Below are 18,678 nucleotides of genomic sequence, written 5' to 3' on the forward strand. Positions count from 1 at the left end.
GGCAGCCGCGAGCGGCGGCCGCAGATGATGGTTGACGCGACGGAGCAGCTCGGCGCCCACGGCGCCCAGCGACTCGTTGACGCGCGGGACCTGGACGTCGATCGCGACCTCGCCGACGCCGCAGGCGCCCGCGAAGCGGCGCCACAGCTCGGAAGGGTCGGCCGCGGACCGCGGCACGGTGACGAGGTGCACGTGGTCCGCGGGCAGGGTCCTCCCCCACCGGTCGGCGACCTCGGCCGGGTCGGTGGTGCGCCAGCCCCACTCGCTCCGGCGGGCGTGCGGCGGCGGCGGCTCCCAGGCCTCGAGCGGGACGGTGAGGCCGAACTTGAGGCGCTCCTGCCAGGCCGAGGGAACCGAGCGCGCGAGATCGCGCGAGGTGATCACCACGTGCACGTCGATGCCGGCCAGGTCGGCCAGGGCCCGCTCGGCCTGCTCTGCCGACGCCGCCGAGAACAGCTCGTAGCTGAGGATCGCGGTCGGGCCGTTCCATGCTCGGATCTCCGCCACGAGGCGGCCCCACATGTCCTTCCGGTTCTCCGGCAGCTTGGACCACCGAGGGTCCTCGCGGACCTGGAGCGCGGCCTGCACCCGATCGGCCTGGTGGCGGCCCACGACGAGCACGCCCGCGTCCTTGAGCCGGCGGCGGTTGCCGTCCAGGATCCGCTGCACGTACGTGGTCCCCGACTTGGGGGCGCCCACGTGAAGGTAGAGGGTGCGGGTCACGCGGAGCTCTCCGATCGGTCGTCGGTCGTGGTGGACTGCGCGGCGGCTCCACGGGCAGGCCAGGAGATGGTCATGGCCCACGTCGTCGGCGGGACCGCCACGGTCGACGCGACGGTCCGCTCGGCCTCGGCGATCCCCTCGGCCCGTCGTACGACGCCGCCGGCAGCCTTCGCGGCCTCCACCATGTCACGGGGCGACACGGCCCAGAACCGGCCACCGGTCTCCTCACGGCGTCGGGCGATCGCGGGCCGGGCCCAGGCCTGGGACTCCAGGTGGAGCTCGCCGCCCCGCCGCAGCGCGAGCGGGACGAGCCGCCAGAAGTGGTCCCGGCCGTCGGGCGCCAACGACTCCAGAAGCTGCCGCGCGTACACCGCTTGGGGTCCCGAGTGGCGGGCGAGCAGCGCACCGCGGCTGAGGACGTCTCGGCCGTCGTACAGGTTGACGTATCCCCGGTCGAGCCGCTCGTGGGAGGGCCACCGCCGCGGGCCGGGCAGCGCGTAGTCGAGCGCCACCACGCTGAAGCCCTGCTCGGCGAGAAAGCGGGCATCCGAGCCGTCACCGGCGCCGATGTCGATCACGCGGGTGCCCAGTGGGAGCTGCTCGGCGACGGACGCGGCGAACGCCGAGGGGCGTCGCGCCTGCCCGGCGCTGGCCTTGTTGAACGCCGCCCATTCCCGGCGCTGGCGCCAGAGCTTCCCGAACCACTGGTCGAACCGGTCCTCGATCTCCCGGCCGGGCTGGTGCTGGAACGACGGGTCCGGGACCCGCCAGTTCGGTCCGTAGGAGATCTCCAGCAGCCGGGCCGGATCCGCAGGCCCCGGCAGCATGCGGCCCTCGAACTCGATCGGGGTGATCGGCAGGACCGCTGACCGCGGGACCGGCGCCCGGACGGTGGCGGTCTCGTAGAAGAGGCCGTCGAGGAAGAACGTGGTGTAGACGTCGATCCCGGCGCCGGCCCCGTCCGGCGTCGGCACCTGCACCGTGAGGAAGCTGCCGCTGCGGATCAGCACCCGCATGCCTGCCGCCCGCAGCGCGCGGCCGATGGCCCAGAGCTCTCGCTGGGCCTCGGCCGGCGTCCTCTTCTCGGTCAGGTAGCAGAGGTCGACGTCGGAGTCGTGACCGATCGCCCTGCCGTTGCGTGCTGCGCCGAGCAGGGTGCCGAACGAGATCCAGGCCGGCACCTGGCAGGTGTCCTGGAGGATGTCGAGGATCCGCTGCGACTCGTCGGCGAGCAGGCCCAGCAGGCCGTCCATCCGGGAGTCGAAGGGCCGCTGCAGCAGTCCCCACTTGTCGATGATGACCGGCAGGCCGTGCCGGTCGCGCAGCTCGACCTCGCGGTCGGAGTCGCTGAACACGATCCGCCCGTCGAAGAGCTCCTCGTCGCCGGCGACGACCCGCACCACCGACCACCCGTCGAGGAACGGGTGCATCCGCTTGGGCCAGCGGACGAGCAGGGCGCCCGGCTTGTCGACGGAGAAGGACCAGCCGCGGTGGTCCCCGAAGTACACGTCGGCGGCGCCGGAGAACGGATCGTGGAAGTGGATGCCCTCGCGGTCGACACGGATCCCACTGCCCTGCATGACCACCTGCGGAGAATAGCCGACGGGGCTCCGCTGACGCGGAGCCCCGTCGATGTCGGTGTCGGTCAGAGACCGGACTCCTTCATGAAGGAGTACGGGTCCACGCGGATCGCACGGCCGGCGACGTAGGTGCTCGCCACCGGAGCGAGGTTCACCGGCCCCCAGACACGCGGCCGGTTCTTGAACATGAAGTCGATCCAGTTGATGTAGGCGTTGGTGATCCCGCGGCCCGCGAACTCACCGACGACCTCGTCACTCACCAGCGGGACGGCGCTCCAGTTCGCGCTGCCGTTGACCACGACGCGGGCGTTGGTGCGGCCGGCGTACACGCCGCTGACGGCCATCACCTTCATGTGGACGTAGATGTCGTAGACGCCGTCGCGGTTGCGGTCGTAGGCGTACTGCAGGATCGGGACCCGGTTGGCCTTCAGCAGGCTGTGCACCCGGTTGCCCATGAGGGCGTAGACGACTCGGATGTCGCAGCCGGCACGGCGGAGCCGGACGAGCTTCTGTGCGAGGCGGATGCCGCGGTCCCCGTGGATCGCGGTCTGGGCGATCCGGATCTTGGTCCGTCCGTTGTAGCCCGCACCTCCGGTGGCACCCGTGCAGCGGATCCGGTTGAGGCGCCGCATGTCGGGATCGCCCATCTCCCGCGGGAGTGCGCCCTTGTAGGGGTAGAAGTCGATCGTGTTGGCGCCGAACTTGATCCGGCGGAAGCCCGCGCTGCCGACGTTCCGATCCTTCTTCATCTGGTCGAAGACGTACTTGAACCCGTCGTACATCGCCTTGTTGTCGACGAAGGTGTAGAGGTCGTTCCACTGGTCCTTCGCGGCCACGTCGGTGGCGTTGTTGGAGCCGTACATGGTGACGTAGCGGCGGGTCCGGACGTGGTCGAACAGGAAGAACTTCGAGTGCGGGATGCCCCGGGTGCCACGGCAGGAGCTGCGGCACGGCTTGAGCCAGCTCTGGTTCCGCCGGTTCTCCACGCCCTTCAGGGCACGAGACAGGCGCGCCGCGTCGGGGTTGGGGTGCTCGGAGGTCCAGTTGCTCCGGTCGATGATCACCTGGACGGAGACGCCTCGACGGTGCGCACGGATCAGCGCGTCGGTGTAGTTGCGGCCGCGGATGTTCCAGGCGGCGATCTTGATCTGGTCGCGCCGGACCGTGCTGTCGATGCTCCGGAGGATGTGCCGCCGGATCCGCGACGGGGAGGTGTTCTTGCGGCCGTACGGCTCGTTGAACCGCAGCCCGGGGCGCGGGCTGTAGTTGTCGGGCGCGGCCGCCGCGGCGGCGCGCGCGGGATCGGCCACGGTGGGCGTCACGGACGCCTCACTGGCGCCGGGCAGAGTGCCGAGGCTGACCACGACTGCGATCGTCGTGAACCAGAGCCCGAGGCCACGTGCGACTCGCCGCATCAAACATCTCCCTTGAGTAGAACCTCTGGGTCGCGCCCCAGATCGCGGCCCGCGCTACAGGAGAGGCGTTCGTGCCCCGACGCTCGCGAACCGGAACAGCCTAACCTGATGGGGGGACTGATTCGTGACTTCGGGCCGGTTCCCCGGTCAACCTGTGCAGGTGGCGAGCAGGTCCAGGTAGGTCTGGTCGTGGTTGCGGTCGGGGGTCGCCCGCACTGCCGGGCGGCCGGGGATCCCGTAGAACCGCTTGCCGTACTGCGCGAGGCTGGCGCCCATCGAGCAGCCGTGCAGGCTCTTGGAGACCCGGCCGTCGTCCTCGAGGCAGCCCCGGTAGGGCTTCGGGATCCGCTTGCCCTCGACCCAGACCTCGGCGCAGTCCGGGAGTGCGGGGGCGGCGGACGTGGTCTCGGCAGGAGACGAGGTGGCGGCGGTCGGGGTGTCGGTCCCGGCCGAGGAGGAGGGGGTGCTCGATGACGCCGTCGGTCCGCCGGCCTCGCCGGTGGTGTCGCCTCCGCATCCACTGAGGGCCAGGCTGCTGGCGAGGACCGCCGCGGGGACGACCCGCCACATGAGTCGCCGCATCATGGGCGGGACCCTATCAATCGCGGCGGCGCGCAGTACGGGTTCCGCGGTCGGTGATGGTGGCGTCGGCGTAGATCAGGTAGTGGTCGCTCATGCCGGTCGACTTGGTCGTGCCGTCCTGGTGGTATCCGGAGAACCTCACGTCGGCGGCGGTGCCGAGGATCCAGTCGATGCGCAGCGGACCGCCGGGGACGGTGCAGCCGCCGGAGTAGCCGCCGCCGTTGGCGGCGGTCATCCCGGCATCACGCGCCACCTCGCAGAAGAAGGTGGCCTTCTCGTTGAAGTCGCCCATCAGGAGCACCGGGTGTCCCGTCGCCTTCAGCTCGTTGACCAGGTCGACCTGGATCCGGGTCGACACATCTCGCTGGGCCTGCAGACCGTTGGGCGAGTGGTGGCTCACGATCACCCAGAACTGGCTGCCGGTGTTCTTGTCGCGCAGCAGCACGTAGGGGATCGGGACGCTCGGGATGCCGTTGAACGTGTGCGACCGACCCCCGCTGTCGACGAGCTCGAAGCGGTCGGTCCGCCACATGATCTGGACCCGGTAGCCGTCGCGACCCAGGGCGTCCTGCGGCCACATCTGCATGTTGCTCAGGCCGCTGATGAAGACCCCCCGCTGGTCGCGCTGGACCTCCTGGAGGCCCACCAGCTGGATGCCGCGGCTCTTGAGGAGCCCGACCTCTCGCGCGGCGCGGCTCAGTCCGCCACCGGCGTGGTTGCTGCCAAGGATGTTCAGGGTGGCGATGCGGAAGGACGACGTGGCGGAGCGGGACCGCTTCACCTCGGTCTCGACCTTCTCCACGAGCTTCTCGACCTGCGCCTGGTCGTAGCGGGCGGTCCCAACCTCGCCGTCGGCGCGGGCGGGTTCCTTCTCGGCGGCGACCGGCTCCTCGGCCGCGTCGCCCTCCTCGGTCGAAGCCTCCGCCGCCGGCGACGTCCCCACCTCGTGGGGGTCGTTCGCGCTGGTCGCCGCGGGCGAGGTGTCGACGAGGGTGCCGAAGGTGAGAGCCACGAGGCCGGCAACGACGGCGAGCGCCACGACGATCATCTCGGGCATGCTCATCGGATGGGCCTTGCGTGCCCGCACGCGATGCTCACCCACCCTGAACCCACCTCCATGTTCCGACCTGACGGTGTCCCCTCGGCCGGCGCCGTCGCAGGATAACCGCTGCGATTCGCCTCACACCAATCAGGCGGCCCGTCGTAACCGGCCCCGGCGACCGCTCACCGGTAGCGTGGTGCTTCGTGAGCACCACTCCCTCCCGCGTGTTCGCGGCCAGGCTGGTCGGGCTCCCGATCTTCGACCCCCAGGGGGATCAGGTCGGGAAGGTCCGCGACCTGGTCGTCACCATGCGCACCGAGGGCACCCAGCCGCGAGTGCTCGGCATGGTCGCCGAGGTGTTCGGCCGCCGCCGGATCTTCGTGCCGATGACGCGGGTGACCAACATCGACAGCGGTCATGTCTACACGACCGGCCTGCTCAACATGCGGCGGTTCGAGCAGCGCTCGACCGAGACCCTCGTGATCGGCCAGATGCTCGACCGGACGGTCACCATCAAGAGCACCGGCGTCACCGGCACCGTGTACGACGTCGGGATGGAGCCCGCTCGCACCCGGGACTGGGTGCTGAGCCGCGTGGCGGTGCGGGAGCCGGCCAAGGGCTTCCGCCGTCGCGGCCAGACCCACGTCGTGGAGTGGAGCGAGGTCGTCGGCCTGACCCGCGCCGACGAGCGGCAGGGGGCGACCCACCTCGTCGCTGCGCTCAACGAGATGCGACCTGCGGATGCGGCGAGCATCCTCCACGACCTGCCGCCCGATCGCCGCACCGCCGTGGCGCTGGCACTCGACGACGAGCGGCTCGCGGACGTGCTCGAGGAGCTGCCCGACGAGGACCAGGTGGAGATCCTGAAGGGCCTGGACTCCGAACGGGCCGCCGACGTTCTCGAGGAGATGTCCGCCGACGACGCAGCCGACCTGGTCCGCGACCTGCCGCCGGAGACCGCTGAGATCCTCCTCCAGCTCATGGAGCCGGACGAGGCCGAGGACGTCCGCCGGCTGATGAAGTACGTCGAGAACACAGCCGGCGCGATGATGACTCCGCAGCCGGTGATCCTCGGGCCCGACGCGACGATCGCCGACGCGCTGGCCCACGTCCGCAACCCCGATCTCACCCCGGCGCTGGCGGCACTGGTGTACGTCTGCCGTCCCCCGCTCGAGGCCCCCACCGGCAAGCTGCTCGGCATCGCGCACATCCAGCGGCTGCTCCGCGAGCCGCCCTCGACCCTGGTCGCCGGCGCCCTCGACGACTCGCTGGACTGGCTGCGGGCCGACGCGTCGATCGACGAGGTGGCCGCCCACCTGGCGACCTACAACCTCGTGGCCGCGCCCGTGATCGACGACAACGGCCGCCTGATCGGCGCGGTCACGGTGGACGACCTGCTCGACCACATGCTCCCGGCCAACTGGCGGGACCGCGCGCCCGGACGTCCGGGGAGCAGGTCGTGAGCGAGACCCGCCGCACTCGCGAGCGGCTCGACACGCCACGCGACGAGCGTCGGCACCTGGTCCGCCGGCCGTCGTACAACAAGGACGCCTTCGGGGTCTTCGCCGAGCAGTTCGCCCGGTTCATGGGCACCGCGACGTTCCTGCTCTACATGACCCTCTTCGTGATCGTCTGGGTCACCCTCAACGTGGTCGGCCTGTTCGGCCTGCACTGGGACCCCTATCCCTTCATCCTGCTCAACCTCTTCTTCTCCACGCAGGCGTCCTACGCGGCACCTCTGATCCTGCTCGCGCAGAACCGCCAGGAGGCGCGGGACCGCGTGATCGCCGAGCAGGACCGGCAGGCGGACGCGCGGGCGCACGCGGACATGGAGTTCCTCGCCCGCGAGGTGGCCTCGCTGCGGATGGCGGTGGGCGAGGTCGCCACCCGCGACTTCCTCCGCAGCGAGCTTCGGACGCTGCTCTCCGACCTCGACGACCGCGCCGACGAGCGTGCGCAGTCTCACGAGGACGGCGACGACGAGGACCAGCGGGGATCTGCCTAGACTCGGGTGTTGTGAGCACTGTGCAGCACGCCCCGACCGTCGAGCAGGTCATGACCGCGCTCGGCGGCGTCAACGACCCCGAGATCAAGCGGCCCATCACCGAGCTCGGCATGGTCGAGAGCGTCGACATCGCCGAGCGTGACGGCGCCGCCGTGGTGACGGTCAATGCGCTGCTCACCGTCGCGGGCTGCCCGCTGAAGGACACGATCACCCGCGACGTCACCGCCGCGGTGGTCGCCCTCGACGGCGTCGCCGACGTCAGGGTGAACCTGGGCGTGATGTCGTCCGAGCAGCGCTCCGGGCTGCACGAGACGCTCCGTGGCGGCCAGGCCCAGCGCGAGATCCAGTTCGCGCAGCCGGGCTCGCTCACCAAGGTCTTCGCGATCGCCTCCGGCAAGGGCGGCGTCGGCAAGTCCTCGGTCACGGTCAACCTCGCGCTCTCGCTGGCCAAGGCCGGTCGGAAGGTCGGCGTGGTCGACGCCGACATCTACGGTCACTCGGTGCCGGCGATGCTCGGCGTGGCCGACGCACGCCCCACTCAGGTCGACGACCTGATCATGCCCGTGCCGACATCGTCGGGAGTCTCCGTGATCTCGATCGGCATGCTCAAGCCGCGCCGCGACCAGGTGGTGGCCTGGCGCGGGCCGATGCTGGACCGAGCGCTCGTCCAGATGCTCTCCGACGTCTATTGGGGAGACCTCGACGTCCTCCTGCTCGACCTGCCGCCGGGCACCGGCGACGTGGCGATCTCGATGGGCCAGCACCTGCCGGGCGCCGAGGTCGTGGTGGTCACCACCCCGCAGGAGGCGGCAGCCGAGGTGGCCGAGCGTGCCGGCACCATGGCCTCGATGATGCACCAGCGGGTGGTGGGCGTCGTCGAGAACATGAGCTACCTGCCCTGCCCCCACTGCACCCCCGAGGGCAAGGAGCACCGGCTCGAGGTCTTCGGGTCCGGCGGCGGCGACCGGGTCGCGCAGACGCTGTCACAGCGGTTCGGGTACGACGTGCCGGTCCTCGGCCGGATCCCGCTCGACCTGTCGCTGCGCGAGGGAGGTGACTCGGGCAAGCCGATCGTCGAGTCCAACCCGACCGCCCCCGCGGCGGAGGCGCTCACCTCGATCGCCGACCGGCTGGACGGGCGGGGCCGTGGTCTGGCGGGCCTGCAGCTCGGCCTCACCCCCACCAGCAAGTTCTGATCGCGGCCTGAGCCGGCTGAGCGCGAGAGACGTCCAGTGTTCGACATCGGGTTCGGGGAGCTGGTGATGATCGCCTTCGTGGCGATCTTCGTCTTCGGGCCGGACAAGCTGCCCGAGCTCGCCAGGCAGGCCGGCAAGTTCCTGCGGCAGCTGCGGAACTTCGCCACCAACGCCCGCGACGAGCTGCGCGCCGAGCTGGGACCCGAGTACGCCGACCTGGACCTGGCCGACCTCGATCCGCGCGCCATCGTGCGCAAGCACCTTGCCGAGGCGATGGCCGAGCTCGACGAGATCGAGGACGCCATCAAGTCCGACGCCGACGACGACGCGCAGGTCCCCCTCGGGACAGGTGAGCTGCCGCCGTACGACGTCGACGCGACCTAGGGCGCCTCGGGGTCAGACGCGGGACTGGGCAGCGGCGAGGCCGCTGAACGCGATCAGGATCATCCGCCGGTCCTCGCCCTCGACGAGCTCGCAGAAGTCGCCGCCGACGCGCCGCAGGGTGCCCTCGTGCCGGCTCCCGTCGCGCAGGTGGACCAGGCAACGCTCCCCCGCCTCGGCGATCCGGCGCAGCGCCGAGCCCAGACCCAACCGGGTCAGCGGTGACCACGCCACCTCCGGCACCGATCGCACGGAGGCACCCTCGACGGTCCGGACGGCGTCGAGGTTGACGACCCAGTCCTGCTCGCCGGAGGACACCAGAACCCACTCCTCGGCCACCCGTTCGACCGTCCCGGTGACCGGGCCGCCGATGCCATGCACGCCGAGCGTGGCCTCGGTGCCGAGCGTAGCCATCAGCCGGCTGGCGAGTGTCACCTGCTGGTACTCGGCCCGGCTGCGGTCGGCCAGCTCGACGTCCCGCTCGGCTGCGTAGAGGGCGGAAGCCTGGCCTTCGAGGTCGTCGAACAACGCGAAAAGATCGTGCTCCCAACCCATGCCCCCACCCTCGCACGCTCGTGCCCGGCGACGCACAGCAGCAGCCTGTGGAGAGCCCGTTGCATTGGTCGTCAAATGCGGACAGACTGCGTCAAACAGAAGCAAACGCAAGGATATCTCGGGATGGGTCTGTTCGCACATGCCGCTGCGGTGCGCCTCCGGGCCGCACTGCTCTGGCTCACGGTGACCACGGTGACGCTCGGCCTGGGCCGGCTCTGCCTGCCGGAGGCTCGCCTCCTGCGGAGCCGGCTCGGGACGGACTTCACCACGCTGCTCGTCCAGCTCTGCGCGACGGCCACGATCGGTGCCGCCGTGTGGCTCTGGCTGGTGACCACCCAGGTCGTCCTCGCCGTTGCCCGGACCCCCGGACGGGTGGGCTCGCGACGGGCGGGGCGTGTCCGCTCCACCCTGGTGGCGGCCTGCGGCGTCGCCGCCCTGGCAGGTACGACGACCACCGCCGCGGCCGTGGGACAGGACGGGCTCGGGTCGCCCCAGCTCCCGGCACATGCCCTGGACGGGCTGCCACTGCCTGACCGGGTCACCGACGGGCCGCGCCGGACGGCCGACCAGGCCGACGCCGTGGTGCGGGTCCGTCCGGGCGACTCGCTCTGGGCGATCGCCGCCCGCCGGCTGGGTCCGGCTGCGGACGTGGCCGACGTGGCGACGTACTGGCGACGGATCCACGACCTCAACGCCGCCGTGATCGGCCCCGACCCCGACCTCGTCCAGCCCGGGCAGCACCTGCGGCTGCCGCACATCTGATCACATCCCAGGAGGCACCATGTCCGTCAACCACCCCGACCTGGTCGGCGTCCGGCTGGCGGTGCCGGTGGCGCCGACTCAGGGCACGCTCGCCCTCGCTCTTCTCCCCCGCCAGTCGCCACCACCCGGCGCGACCGGTGAGGCCCGTCCGGGAGCGGCCGTGGTCGACCTCCGGCTGCGGCGGTCGATCGAGGAGTGGACCCACCGGTTCGCCCAGGCCGCCGTCGAGATCGTCGGCGGTGACCGCCCGACCTCGCAGCTGATCCGCTGGACCTCACCCGACGTCTACGCCGACCTGCACCGCCGGGCCCTGCTCGTGGCGCGCGCCGGCGGGCACCAGCCCGGTCTCGCCCGGGTCCAGCCGGTCCGACCGCGGGTGCAGAGCGTGCACGCGTGCTTCATCAGCGACGCGATCGTCGAGTGCGGCGTGCACGTCAGGTACGGCGAGCGGTCCCGCGCGGTCGCCGCTCGTTTCGAGCGGATCGACCAGCGCTGGATCTGCACCGCCCTGGACTTCTCCTAGCCGTTGACCCGAGCCGCGTGGCCCGTCGGGCCGCCCGGCGCACCATGGCAACGCTTGTACTTCTTGCCCGAACCGCAGGGGCACAGGGCGTTGCGGCTGATGCCGGCGAACTCGTCGTCGGCGTTGGAGACCGTCCCTGAGGTGCGGACCTCCTCGTGGCCGGTCTCGTCCGGGGCGCTGTAGGAGAGGCTGGTCGGCTTCGGCGCGGGGTCGAGCCCCTTGGCCCTCACCTTCGGGGTCGAGGCCTTGAGCTCCGCGGAGATGGAGGCCAGGTCGACGCCGCCGGCGCCGACCGCGACCGGCGGCTCCGCCAGGGCACCTTCGTGCATCGGACCCGCGTGCCGCGAGCCGTCCGGGTGGAAGTGGAACTCCCCGTCCTCGTCGTCGGGCCCTTCCTCGACCTGGACCTCCAGGTTGAAGAGGAAGCCGACCGTCTCCTCCTTGATGCCGTCCATCATCGCCGCGAACATGTCGTAGCCCTCGCGCTGGTACTCGACCAGGGGGTCGCGCTGCGAGTACGCCCGCAGGTAGATGCCCTCGCGGAGGTAGTCCATCTCGTAGAGATGCTCACGCCACTTGCGGTCGAGGACCGAGAGCAGCACGCGACGCTCGAGCTCGCGCAGGACCTCCTCGCCGACCTCCTCCTCGCGGAGATCGTAGGCGGCGTGCGCGTCCAGCCGGAGCGTCTCGATCAGGTCGGACTTCTCGAGGGCAGCCTGGGAGCCGGCGTCCTCGACCAGGTCCTTCCACGACAGCGAGACCGGCCAGAACTGCCTGAGGTCGGTCCACAGCTGCTCGAGGTCCCACTCCTCGGAGAACTCGTCGAGCGCGCTGGAGACGAAGCCGGTGACGACGTCGTCGATGAATGTGCGGATCTGCTCCTCGAGGTTGACCCCCTCGAGCACCTCGCGACGCTCGCCGTAGATCACCTTGCGCTGGCGGTCCATCACGTCGTCGTACTTGAGGACGTTCTTGCGGGACTCGAAGTTCTGCGACTCGACCTGGCCCTGGGCGTTGGCGATCGCGTTGGTGACCCGCTTGTTCTCGATCGGGACGTCGTCAGGGATCTTCAGCAGGAGCAGCACCCGGTCGACCCAGTCGGACTTGAAGAGCCGCATGAGCTCGTCCTGCAGCGAGAGGTAGAAGCGACTCTCGCCGGGGTCACCCTGGCGACCGGAGCGACCACGCAGCTGGTTGTCGATGCGGCGCGACTCGTGGCGCTCGGTGCCGATGACGTACAGGCCGCCGAGCTCGACGACCTCGTCGTGCTCCTTCTCGACCTGCTTCCGGATCTGCTCGAGCATCTGCGGCCAGGCGGCGTCGTACTCGTCGGCGGTCTCACCGGTGGGCTCGAGGCCCTGCTTGCGGAGCTCGGCGTCGGCGAGGAACTCGACCGAGCCGCCGAGCATGATGTCGGTGCCGCGACCAGCCATGTTGGTCGCGACCGTGACAGCGCCCTTGTGCCCGGCCATCGCGACGATCTTCGCCTCCTCGGCGTGGACCTTCGCGTTCAGGACCGAGTGCGGGACGCCCTTCTTCTTGAGCGCGTTCGAGAGGTACTCGGACTTCTCGACCGACACCGTGCCGACCAGGACCGGCTGGCCCTTCTGGTGCCGCTCGACGATGTCGTCGACCACCGCGTTGTACTTGGCCTCCTCGGTCCGGTAGACGAGGTCGGCCTGGTCCGCGCGCTTCATCGGCTTGTTGGTCGGGATGGGGACCACGCCGAGCTTGTAGATCTTGTCGAACTCGGAGGCCTCGGTGAGCGCCGTGCCGGTCATGCCGGAGAGCTTCTCGTAGAGGCGGAAGTAGTTCTGCAGGGTGATCGTGGCGAGCGTCTGGTACTCCTCGCGGACCTTCACGCCCTCCTTGGCCTCGATCGCCTGGTGGAGGCCGTCGTTGTAGCGGCGACCCGCGAGCATGCGGCCGGTGTGCTCGTCGACGATGAGCACCTCGCCCTCCATGACGACGTACTCCTTGTCGTTGCGGAAGAGCTCCTTGGCCTTGATCGAGTTGTGGAGGAACGAGATCAGTGGCGTGTTCGCCGACTCGTAGAGGTTCTCGATGCCGAGGTGGTCCTCGACCTTCGTGATGCCGGCCTCGAGGACCGAGATGGTCCGCTTCTTCTCGTCCACCTCGTAGTCGACGTCGCGGGTGAGCTTCTCCGCGATCTTGGAGAACTCGCCGTACCACTTCACCTCGTCCTGCGTCGGACCGCTGATGATCAACGGGGTCCGCGCCTCGTCGATGAGGATCGAGTCGACCTCGTCGACGATGGCGTAGTTGTGACCGCGCTGGACGCACTCCTCGATCGAGGAGGCCATGTTGTCGCGCAGGTAGTCGAAGCCGAGCTCGTTGTTGGTGCCGTAGGTGATGTCGCAGGCGTAGGCCTCGCGACGCTCGGCGGGCCTCATGCTCGGCAGGATCACACCCACCGACAGACCGAGGAAGTGGTGGATCCGGCCCATCATCTCCGACTGGAACTTCGCCAGGTAGTCGTTGACCGTGACGATGTGGACGCCGTTGCCCTCGAGGGCGTTGAGGTAGGCCGGCAGGGTCGAGACCAGCGTCTTTCCCTCACCGGTCTTCATCTCCGCGATGTTGCCCATGTGCAGCGCGGCGCCACCCATGATCTGCACGTCGAAGTGACGCTGGCCGATGACCCGCTTGGCCGCCTCCCGCACGGTGGCGAATGCCTCCGGCATGAGGTCGTCCAGGGTCTCGCCGTCCGCGAGGCGCTTCCGGAACTCGTCCGTCATGCCCCGCAGCTCGTCGTCGGTCATGGCGACGAAGTCGTCCTCGATGGCGTTGACTGCCTTCGAGATCGCTTCGAGCTGGCGGAGGATCTTGCCCTCTCCGATACGGAGGAGCTTGTCGATGATCACTGGCACGGCGCCACTCTACCTAGCAGGGGTTACCCGTCGTCCCTCCGCGTGCGGTCGTACTCGGCGTAGGCCGCCGCACGCTCCCGCTCGATCTTCCGGCCGAGACCGTAGGCCGACCCCCAGAGGAGCGCGAAAACCGGTCCGAGGACCCACATGACCGGCACCAGGAACCCGAGGAGGATCGCCGCGGCCTGGATGCCGTGGCCGAGGGAGTAGGCCCACTCCGCGCGGAGCATCCCCGCGACGAGGACGCAGGCCAGCGCCAGCCCGAGGCCGACCGGAAGCGCGACCGCGGGCCGGACGTCGGAGAGCGAGATCATCACCGGCGTGCTCAGGCCGAGGGCGATCGCCTCGAGGGAGAGGACGGCGGCACACATCGAGCGACGCGGCGAGCGCTCGCGCTCGGGGACCGCCCCGGGCTCCACCGCCTCGGTCACTTGCGGCCTCCCAGGAGCACCCGCGCCTCGCCGACGGTGACCACGGAGCCGGTCACCAGCACGGCCCCGGCGCTCAGCGCGTCACTGCCACCGGACTCGGCACGTCCCGCAGCCTCGTCGATGGCGTCGGACAGTCGCGGCGCGACGCTGACCCGGTCCTCGCCGAAGACCTCGCGCGCGGTGACCGCGAGCTGCTCGGCGGGCATCGCCCGGTCGGCGGAGTTCTGGGTGACCACCACGTGCGCGAGGTGCGGCTCGAACGCCGCGAGCAGCCCCTCCGCGTCCTTGTCGCCCATCACGCCGATCACCCCGATGAGCGGGTCGAACTGGAAGGAGTCGTCGAGCGCGGCCGCCGTCGCCTCCGCACCGTGCGGGTTGTGCGCGGCGTCCAGCACGATGGTGGGGCTGCGCCGGATGACCTCGAGCCGGCCGGGTGAGGTCGCCTCGGAGAACGCCGTCCGGACGACGTCGTCCCCTAGCGGCTCCTCTCCCCCGAGGAACGCCTCCACGGCGGCGAGGGCCATCACGGCGTTCTGCGCCTGGTGGGCGCCGTAGAGCGGCAGGAACACGTCGTCGTACCGACCGCGGAGGCCTTGGAGCGAGATCGCCTGGCCGCCGACGGCCGGCACGCGGGACGCGATGCCGAACTCCAGCCCCTCGCGGGCGAGCGTCGCTCCTACCTCGACCGTCCGCTCGAGGAGGACAGCGGCGACGTCCGCGGTCTGCTGAGCGACGACCACGGTGGCACCGGGCTTGATGATGCCCGACTTCTCGCGGGCGATCGCGGCCGCAGTCGTGCCGAGGTAGTGAGCGTGGTCCACGGCGATCGGCGTGATCACCGCGACGTCCGCATCGATCACGTTCGTCGCGTCCCAGGATCCGCCCATGCCGACCTCGACCACCGCGACGTCGACCGGGGCGTCGGCGAACGCCGCGTACGCCATGCCGACCACGGTCTCGAAGAAGCTCAGGGGGTGGGCCTCGGAGGCGTCGACCAGGTGCGTGTACGGCGCGATCTCGTTGAACGCCCGGACGAACGCCTCGTCGTCGAGGGGCTCCCCGTCGATGCTGATGCGCTCGCTCATCTTCTCCACGTGCGGGCTGGTGAACCGGCCCGTCCGCAGGTCGAGGGCGCGAAGCAGCCCGTCGATCATCCGCGAGGTGGACGTCTTGCCGTTGGTGCCGGTCAGGTGGATCGACCGGTAGGCGCGCTGCGGGTCGCCGAGGAGCTCGGTGAACGCGAGGATCCGGTCGAGCGAGGGCTCCAGCCGGGTCTCGGGCCACCGGGACAGCAGGGCGTCCTCGGCCTCGGCGAAGGACTGGGCAGCACGCGCGGCAGGATCATTCATCTCGGTCGCAGTCTATTTGAGTCGTGGCGCTCGGCCACCATCCGCATCCAGCCGGCGACCTGGCGCATGAGGGGCTCCGCCGCGTCGAACAGGTCGGCGTGCCGCCAGAAGCCGTGCACCAGTCCGAGGTACCGGTTGGCGACGACCTCCACGCCCGCCTCGGCGAGCAGCACGGCCAGGTGCTCGCCCTCGTCGCGAAGCGGGTCGTGCTCGGCGGTGACCACCAGGGTGGGGGGCAGCGTCCCGAGCCTGTCGGAGCGGAGCGGCGCGAGGTCGGGGTGCAGGAGATCGGCTGCCGAGCCGGTGTACTGCTCCCAGTACCAGGCCGCCTCGGCGGGGTCGAACCCGTCGGCAGCGGTCCGGTAGGAGTCGAAGAACGCGGAAGGGTCGAGGAAGGGGTAGATGAGCGCCACTCCGGCGAACCGGCCCGGATGCCGCAGGGCCGCCACCAGTGCGAGGTTGCCGCCTGCGCTGTCGCCGTGCGCGAAGGTCGGCAACCCGGCGAGCTCCGGCTGGTCGCCGAGCCAGGCGACGGCGGCGGTGAGGTCGTCGGGCGCGGCCGGGAAGCGGTGCTCGGGCGGTCGCCGGTAGTCCACGCTGAGGACGGCCATGCCCGAGCGGTTGGCGAGTCGGCGTGCGACCGCGTCGTGGACGTCGATGTCGTTGAGCACGAAGCCGCCGCCGTGGGCGTGCAGCACGACGGCGTCGTATCCCTCGGGCAGGTAGAGCCGGGCCGGCACGCCGCCGGCGTCGACGTCACGGACCTCGGCCACCGGCTCCCGCGGCTGGGCGAGCGCCGCGGCGCGGTCCTGCTTCCGAGCGGTGTCGATGTCGAAGACCGGGTCGGTCACGGACGTCTCCGCGCGGGACTCCTCGACCGCCTTGCGAGCCTGGGGGTGCAGCGCCATGCCGGCACCCTACGAGGGCCCGGGTCAGCGTCGCGAGCCGGCGTACTCGGCAGGGGTCACGCCGAGCAGGCGTCGGAAGTGGCGAGTCAGATGGGCCTGGTCGTAGAACCCGGCCGCCGCCGCGACGTCAGCCGGCCGGTCTCCCGCGAGCAGCCGCCGCCGTGCGAGGTCGAGACGCCGGCCCGTGAGGTAGCGATGGGGCGGGATCCCGGTCTCCCGACGGAAGGCGCGCACCAGGTGGGTCGGGTGGGCGTCGAGCACCCGGCCCGCCTCCTCCAGCGTGATCCCGTCGACCACATGCGCGTCCAGCAGCTCGCGCAGCCGCCGGACGAGGACCGGCGCCCGCGCCTCCGGGACCTCCACCTGCTCGCGCGCCAGGTGCCGCGCGAGCCGGTCCACGACCAGGGCGAGCCGCGACTCCGCCTCGAGCTCGTCCCCAGGGGCGCTCACCGCCCGGTGGACGCGGTCGACCTCGGCCCGCAACGGCGGGTCCGCCCAACCGGGATGGTCCACGGCCCGGCCGACCAGGCCGACGTCGAGCTGTTCGGCATCGAGGTAGAGGACCCGCTTGTGGAACCCCTCGGGTGTGGCCGTCCGCCCGTCATGAGCCACCCCCGGCGGCAGGACCGTGACCAGCGACCGGCGCACATCGTGCTCATGGCGCTCGAGGTCGTACCGGATGGCTCCCGACTCGACCACGAGCAGGGTCCACGTGTCGTGGGTGTGCATCGGGTACTGGTGCCGCGGGAAGTGCGCGTGGAGCACCTCCGCGACGCCCGGCACGGCGGGCTGCCACGCGCGGATCCGAGGGCCCGGTTCCATGTCAGGAACGTACAAGACGCGGGTACGCCCGGCAGCCGACGCTGGAGGGGTGACCGAGACCGACATCCTCACCCCGCCGTTCGACACCAAGGTCGCCATCGTGGTCCGGGACGACCTCGAGGCCTGGCAACGACTCAACGTCACCGCGTTCCTCGCCAGCGGCATCGCTGCCGAGCATCCCCAGCTGGTCGGTGAGCCGTACGCAGACGCGGACGGCACGCCGTACCTCCGGCTGCTCGGGATGCCGGTGCTCGTCTTCGAGGGCTCCAAGGAGAGCCTCACGGCCGCTCGGGAGAGGGCCGTACGACGCCAGCTGCCCGTCGCGGTCTACACCTCGGACATGTTCCGGACCGGCCACGACGCCGCCAATCGCGCGGTGGTCGCCGCCGTTCCCGGCGCGGACCTGGACCTGGTCGGAGTCGCGGTGCACGGGCCACGGAACGCCGTGGACAAGGTCGTGAAGGGCTCCGTCCTGCACCCATGAGGCCTCAGGAGATGCGCAGCTCCACGGTGTCGACCACGGCGCGGTAGCCCAGGGCCAGGTAGAGCCGGTTGGACGTCGGGTTCGCCTGGTCGGTGAAGAGGGTGATTCGCAGCCCGCGGTCGCGGAGCATCCTCGACACCTCCGCGACGGCGTTGCTGGCCCACCCGCGGCCCCGCTCCTCCTTCGGGGTGAACACCGGGCCGACCCGGCTCACACCGAAGGCGGGCGGGTTGGCGGCGGTGAGGTGGACCGGACGGTCCCCTTCGTCGACCCAGAACCACAGCACGCCCTCCTCGAGCTTGCGCTCGACGTCCCCGATCGTGAAGTGCTCGGGGTCCTGGCCGGTGCCGGGCTTCCGGCCGGCCTGCTCGTCTGCGTCGAGCATGAACTGCCGGATCCAGCCGAGGGCGAGGCCGGCCTCGTCTCGTCGCGCCGGTCGCAGCCGCCCGGGCACGGGCTGCGGCTCGATCAGCCGGCCGAGCTCGAAGAGCCGGGTGTGCATGGCGACCTGGACCCTTGCCCCGGCGGCGTCGGCGATCCGGTGCGCGAAGACGTCCGTGGTCGGGCGCAGCCCGTTCGCGCCGGCGACATCCTCGTCCCGAGCGAGCACCGCATCGGCGAGCGCGACCGCGGCGTCGTCGGGCATCCTCAGGAGGTACGGCGGGTGCGGCGCGGTCCGCATCGCCAGGCCGGCGATCTCGCCACCGCGACCGGTCACCACCGCGAACCACGCGGTCGGCACCGGTGGGCGCTCTCGGCGATCCGCGGCCGCCGCGCAGCGATGGGCCACCGTCGCGACGATGGTGCCCGTCAGGGGGGCGACGGAGAGGTGTCCGCCCGCCCGCTCCAGGAACTCGGCGGCGTTCTCGGTGAACCAGACGTCGTACCCCGCGCGCATCGGCCGATCCTCCCGCTCCGGTCGCCCTGCCAGCAACCGGAATCAACCCGCGCGGCGATGAGTCCGCGGCTCGATGTCGGTCCACCCTGGCAACGTCACAGATCCCGCAAGCCCCACCCGACTGAAAGGCA

The 18,678-nt window shown here is 70.9% G+C and carries 18 protein-coding genes and 1 pseudogene; 7 read left to right on the top strand and 12 right to left on the bottom strand.

What is annotated here, in order from left to right; translation table 11 throughout:
• The 5 genes and pseudogenes from E7Z54_RS07330 to E7Z54_RS07350 all read right to left on the bottom strand — a co-directional run.
• Positions 1 to 723: pseudogene (locus tag E7Z54_RS07330) on the bottom strand (hypothetical protein); the annotation flags it as partial.
• On the bottom strand, positions 720 to 2,309 hold the full coding sequence (locus E7Z54_RS07335; protein WP_136432410.1) for a class I SAM-dependent methyltransferase: 1,590 nt from the start codon (positions 2,307 to 2,309) through the stop codon (positions 720 to 722). The pseudogene E7Z54_RS07330 and the gene E7Z54_RS07335, both read right to left, overlap by 4 nt.
• Before the next feature lie 59 nt (positions 2,310 to 2,368).
• Positions 2,369 to 3,718, bottom strand: coding sequence for a phospholipase D-like domain-containing protein (locus E7Z54_RS07340; protein WP_136432412.1), 1,350 nt, complete (start codon positions 3,716 to 3,718; stop codon positions 2,369 to 2,371).
• Positions 3,719 to 3,865: 147 nt separating this feature from the next.
• Entirely contained in the window at positions 3,866 to 4,303 is a 438-nt protein-coding gene (locus tag E7Z54_RS07345; RefSeq protein WP_136432414.1) for a hypothetical protein, read from the bottom strand.
• A gap of 13 nt (positions 4,304 to 4,316) precedes the next feature.
• Positions 4,317 to 5,363 (bottom strand): endonuclease/exonuclease/phosphatase family protein, encoded by a 1,047-nt coding sequence (locus E7Z54_RS07350; RefSeq protein ID WP_136432415.1) that lies wholly within the window; start codon positions 5,361 to 5,363, stop codon positions 4,317 to 4,319.
• Positions 5,364 to 5,545: 182 nt separating this feature from the next.
• Here E7Z54_RS07350 and E7Z54_RS07355 point away from each other — a divergent pair, with 182 nt between their 5' ends.
• Genes E7Z54_RS07355 through E7Z54_RS07370 form a run of 4 tightly spaced genes read left to right on the top strand, consistent with a single transcriptional unit; the run spans position 5,546 to position 8,927 of the window.
• Positions 5,546 to 6,805, top strand: a complete 1,260-nt coding sequence (locus E7Z54_RS07355; protein ID WP_136432417.1) for a magnesium transporter MgtE N-terminal domain-containing protein — start codon at positions 5,546 to 5,548, stop codon at positions 6,803 to 6,805.
• Positions 6,802 to 7,347, top strand: a complete 546-nt coding sequence (locus tag E7Z54_RS07360; RefSeq protein ID WP_136432419.1) for a DUF1003 domain-containing protein — start codon at positions 6,802 to 6,804, stop codon at positions 7,345 to 7,347. The genes E7Z54_RS07355 and E7Z54_RS07360 overlap by 4 nt, the downstream gene beginning before the upstream one ends.
• Positions 7,348 to 7,397: 50 nt before the next feature.
• Positions 7,398 to 8,543: an Mrp/NBP35 family ATP-binding protein gene (locus tag E7Z54_RS07365; protein WP_136432516.1), complete on the top strand. Its 1,146-nt coding sequence runs from the start codon at positions 7,398 to 7,400 to the stop codon at positions 8,541 to 8,543.
• 36 nt (positions 8,544 to 8,579) lie between these two features.
• Positions 8,580 to 8,927 (top strand): sec-independent translocase, encoded by a 348-nt coding sequence (locus tag E7Z54_RS07370; RefSeq protein ID WP_136432421.1) that lies wholly within the window; start codon positions 8,580 to 8,582, stop codon positions 8,925 to 8,927.
• A 12-nt stretch (positions 8,928 to 8,939) separates the two neighbouring features.
• Here E7Z54_RS07370 and E7Z54_RS07375 read toward each other — a convergent pair whose 3' ends face one another.
• Positions 8,940 to 9,479, bottom strand: a complete 540-nt coding sequence (locus tag E7Z54_RS07375; RefSeq protein ID WP_136432422.1) for a hypothetical protein — start codon at positions 9,477 to 9,479, stop codon at positions 8,940 to 8,942.
• A 123-nt stretch (positions 9,480 to 9,602) separates the two neighbouring features.
• Here E7Z54_RS07375 and E7Z54_RS23730 point away from each other — a divergent pair, with 123 nt between their 5' ends.
• Both E7Z54_RS23730 and E7Z54_RS07385 read left to right on the top strand, forming a co-directional pair.
• Entirely contained in the window at positions 9,603 to 10,241 is a 639-nt protein-coding gene (locus E7Z54_RS23730; protein ID WP_206056064.1) for a LysM peptidoglycan-binding domain-containing protein, read from the top strand.
• Positions 10,242 to 10,260: 19 nt separating this feature from the next.
• Complete coding sequence (locus E7Z54_RS07385) at positions 10,261 to 10,764, top strand: Rv3235 family protein (RefSeq protein ID WP_136432424.1); 504 nt, start codon at positions 10,261 to 10,263, stop codon at positions 10,762 to 10,764.
• Here the strand turns inward: E7Z54_RS07385 and secA are convergent.
• From secA to E7Z54_RS07410, 5 genes are read right to left on the bottom strand one after another with little or no spacing between them, the layout of a single operon-like run.
• Positions 10,761 to 13,655, bottom strand: a complete 2,895-nt coding sequence (gene secA / locus E7Z54_RS07390) for a preprotein translocase subunit SecA (protein ID WP_136432425.1) — start codon at positions 13,653 to 13,655, stop codon at positions 10,761 to 10,763. The genes E7Z54_RS07385 and secA overlap by 4 nt on opposite strands.
• Positions 13,656 to 13,678: 23 nt before the next feature.
• Complete coding sequence (locus tag E7Z54_RS07395; RefSeq protein WP_240769563.1) at positions 13,679 to 14,086, bottom strand: DUF4233 domain-containing protein; 408 nt, start codon at positions 14,084 to 14,086, stop codon at positions 13,679 to 13,681.
• The gene (folC, locus tag E7Z54_RS07400; protein WP_136432427.1) at positions 14,083 to 15,435 is read right to left on the bottom strand and encodes a bifunctional tetrahydrofolate synthase/dihydrofolate synthase; all 1,353 of its coding nucleotides are present in this window, start codon (positions 15,433 to 15,435) and stop codon (positions 14,083 to 14,085) included. The genes E7Z54_RS07395 and folC overlap by 4 nt, the downstream gene beginning before the upstream one ends.
• On the bottom strand, positions 15,432 to 16,343 hold the full coding sequence (locus E7Z54_RS07405) for an alpha/beta hydrolase (protein ID WP_136432429.1): 912 nt from the start codon (positions 16,341 to 16,343) through the stop codon (positions 15,432 to 15,434). Before E7Z54_RS07405 ends, folC begins: the two co-directional genes overlap by 4 nt.
• 24 nt (positions 16,344 to 16,367) lie before the next feature.
• Entirely contained in the window at positions 16,368 to 17,165 is a 798-nt protein-coding gene (locus E7Z54_RS07410) for a helix-turn-helix transcriptional regulator (RefSeq protein WP_136432431.1), read from the bottom strand.
• Positions 17,166 to 17,214: 49 nt separating this feature from the next.
• On the opposite strand from E7Z54_RS07410, the gene E7Z54_RS07415 reads away from it, so the two are divergent.
• Positions 17,215 to 17,649 carry a DUF2000 domain-containing protein gene (locus E7Z54_RS07415; protein ID WP_240769564.1) on the top strand — a complete coding sequence of 145 codons (435 nt, stop codon included), beginning with the start codon at positions 17,215 to 17,217 and terminating at the stop codon, positions 17,647 to 17,649.
• Between the two features lie 4 nt (positions 17,650 to 17,653).
• On the opposite strand, the gene E7Z54_RS07420 is transcribed toward E7Z54_RS07415, so the two are convergent.
• Positions 17,654 to 18,547 carry a GNAT family N-acetyltransferase gene (locus E7Z54_RS07420; RefSeq protein WP_136432435.1) on the bottom strand — a complete coding sequence of 298 codons (894 nt, stop codon included), beginning with the start codon at positions 18,545 to 18,547 and terminating at the stop codon, positions 17,654 to 17,656.
• Positions 18,548 to 18,678 lie beyond the last annotated feature (131 nt).

The organism is Nocardioides sp., assembly GCF_004803405.1.
Classification (GTDB): Bacteria; Actinomycetota; Actinomycetes; order Propionibacteriales; family Nocardioidaceae; genus Nocardioides; species Nocardioides vastitatis.

What these genes read in the sequence shown, in the direction of transcription:
- E7Z54_RS07375 (WP_136432422.1), bottom strand. Translation starts at nt 9,479, where the DNA reads ATGGGTTGGGAGCACGATCTTTTCGCGTTGTTCGACGACCTCGAAGGC.
- folC (WP_136432427.1), bottom strand. Translation starts at nt 15,435, where the DNA reads ATGAATGATCCTGCCGCGCGTGCTGCCCAGTCCTTCGCCGAGGCCGAG.
- E7Z54_RS07405 (WP_136432429.1), bottom strand. Translation starts at nt 16,343, where the DNA reads ATGGCGCTGCACCCCCAGGCTCGCAAGGCGGTCGAGGAGTCCCGCGCG.
- E7Z54_RS07420 (WP_136432435.1), bottom strand. Translation starts at nt 18,547, where the DNA reads ATGCGCGCGGGGTACGACGTCTGGTTCACCGAGAACGCCGCCGAGTTC.
- E7Z54_RS07365 (WP_136432516.1), top strand. Translation starts at nt 7,398, where the DNA reads ATGACCGCGCTCGGCGGCGTCAACGACCCCGAGATCAAGCGGCCCATC.
- E7Z54_RS07385 (WP_136432424.1), top strand. Translation starts at nt 10,261, where the DNA reads ATGTCCGTCAACCACCCCGACCTGGTCGGCGTCCGGCTGGCGGTGCCG.
- E7Z54_RS23730 (WP_206056064.1), top strand. Translation starts at nt 9,603, where the DNA reads ATGGGTCTGTTCGCACATGCCGCTGCGGTGCGCCTCCGGGCCGCACTG.
- E7Z54_RS07410 (WP_136432431.1), bottom strand. Translation starts at nt 17,165, where the DNA reads ATGGAACCGGGCCCTCGGATCCGCGCGTGGCAGCCCGCCGTGCCGGGC.
- E7Z54_RS07340 (WP_136432412.1), bottom strand. Translation starts at nt 3,718, where the DNA reads ATGCGGCGAGTCGCACGTGGCCTCGGGCTCTGGTTCACGACGATCGCA.
- E7Z54_RS07350 (WP_136432415.1), bottom strand. Translation starts at nt 5,363, where the DNA reads ATGAGCATGCCCGAGATGATCGTCGTGGCGCTCGCCGTCGTTGCCGGC.
- E7Z54_RS07345 (WP_136432414.1), bottom strand. Translation starts at nt 4,303, where the DNA reads ATGATGCGGCGACTCATGTGGCGGGTCGTCCCCGCGGCGGTCCTCGCC.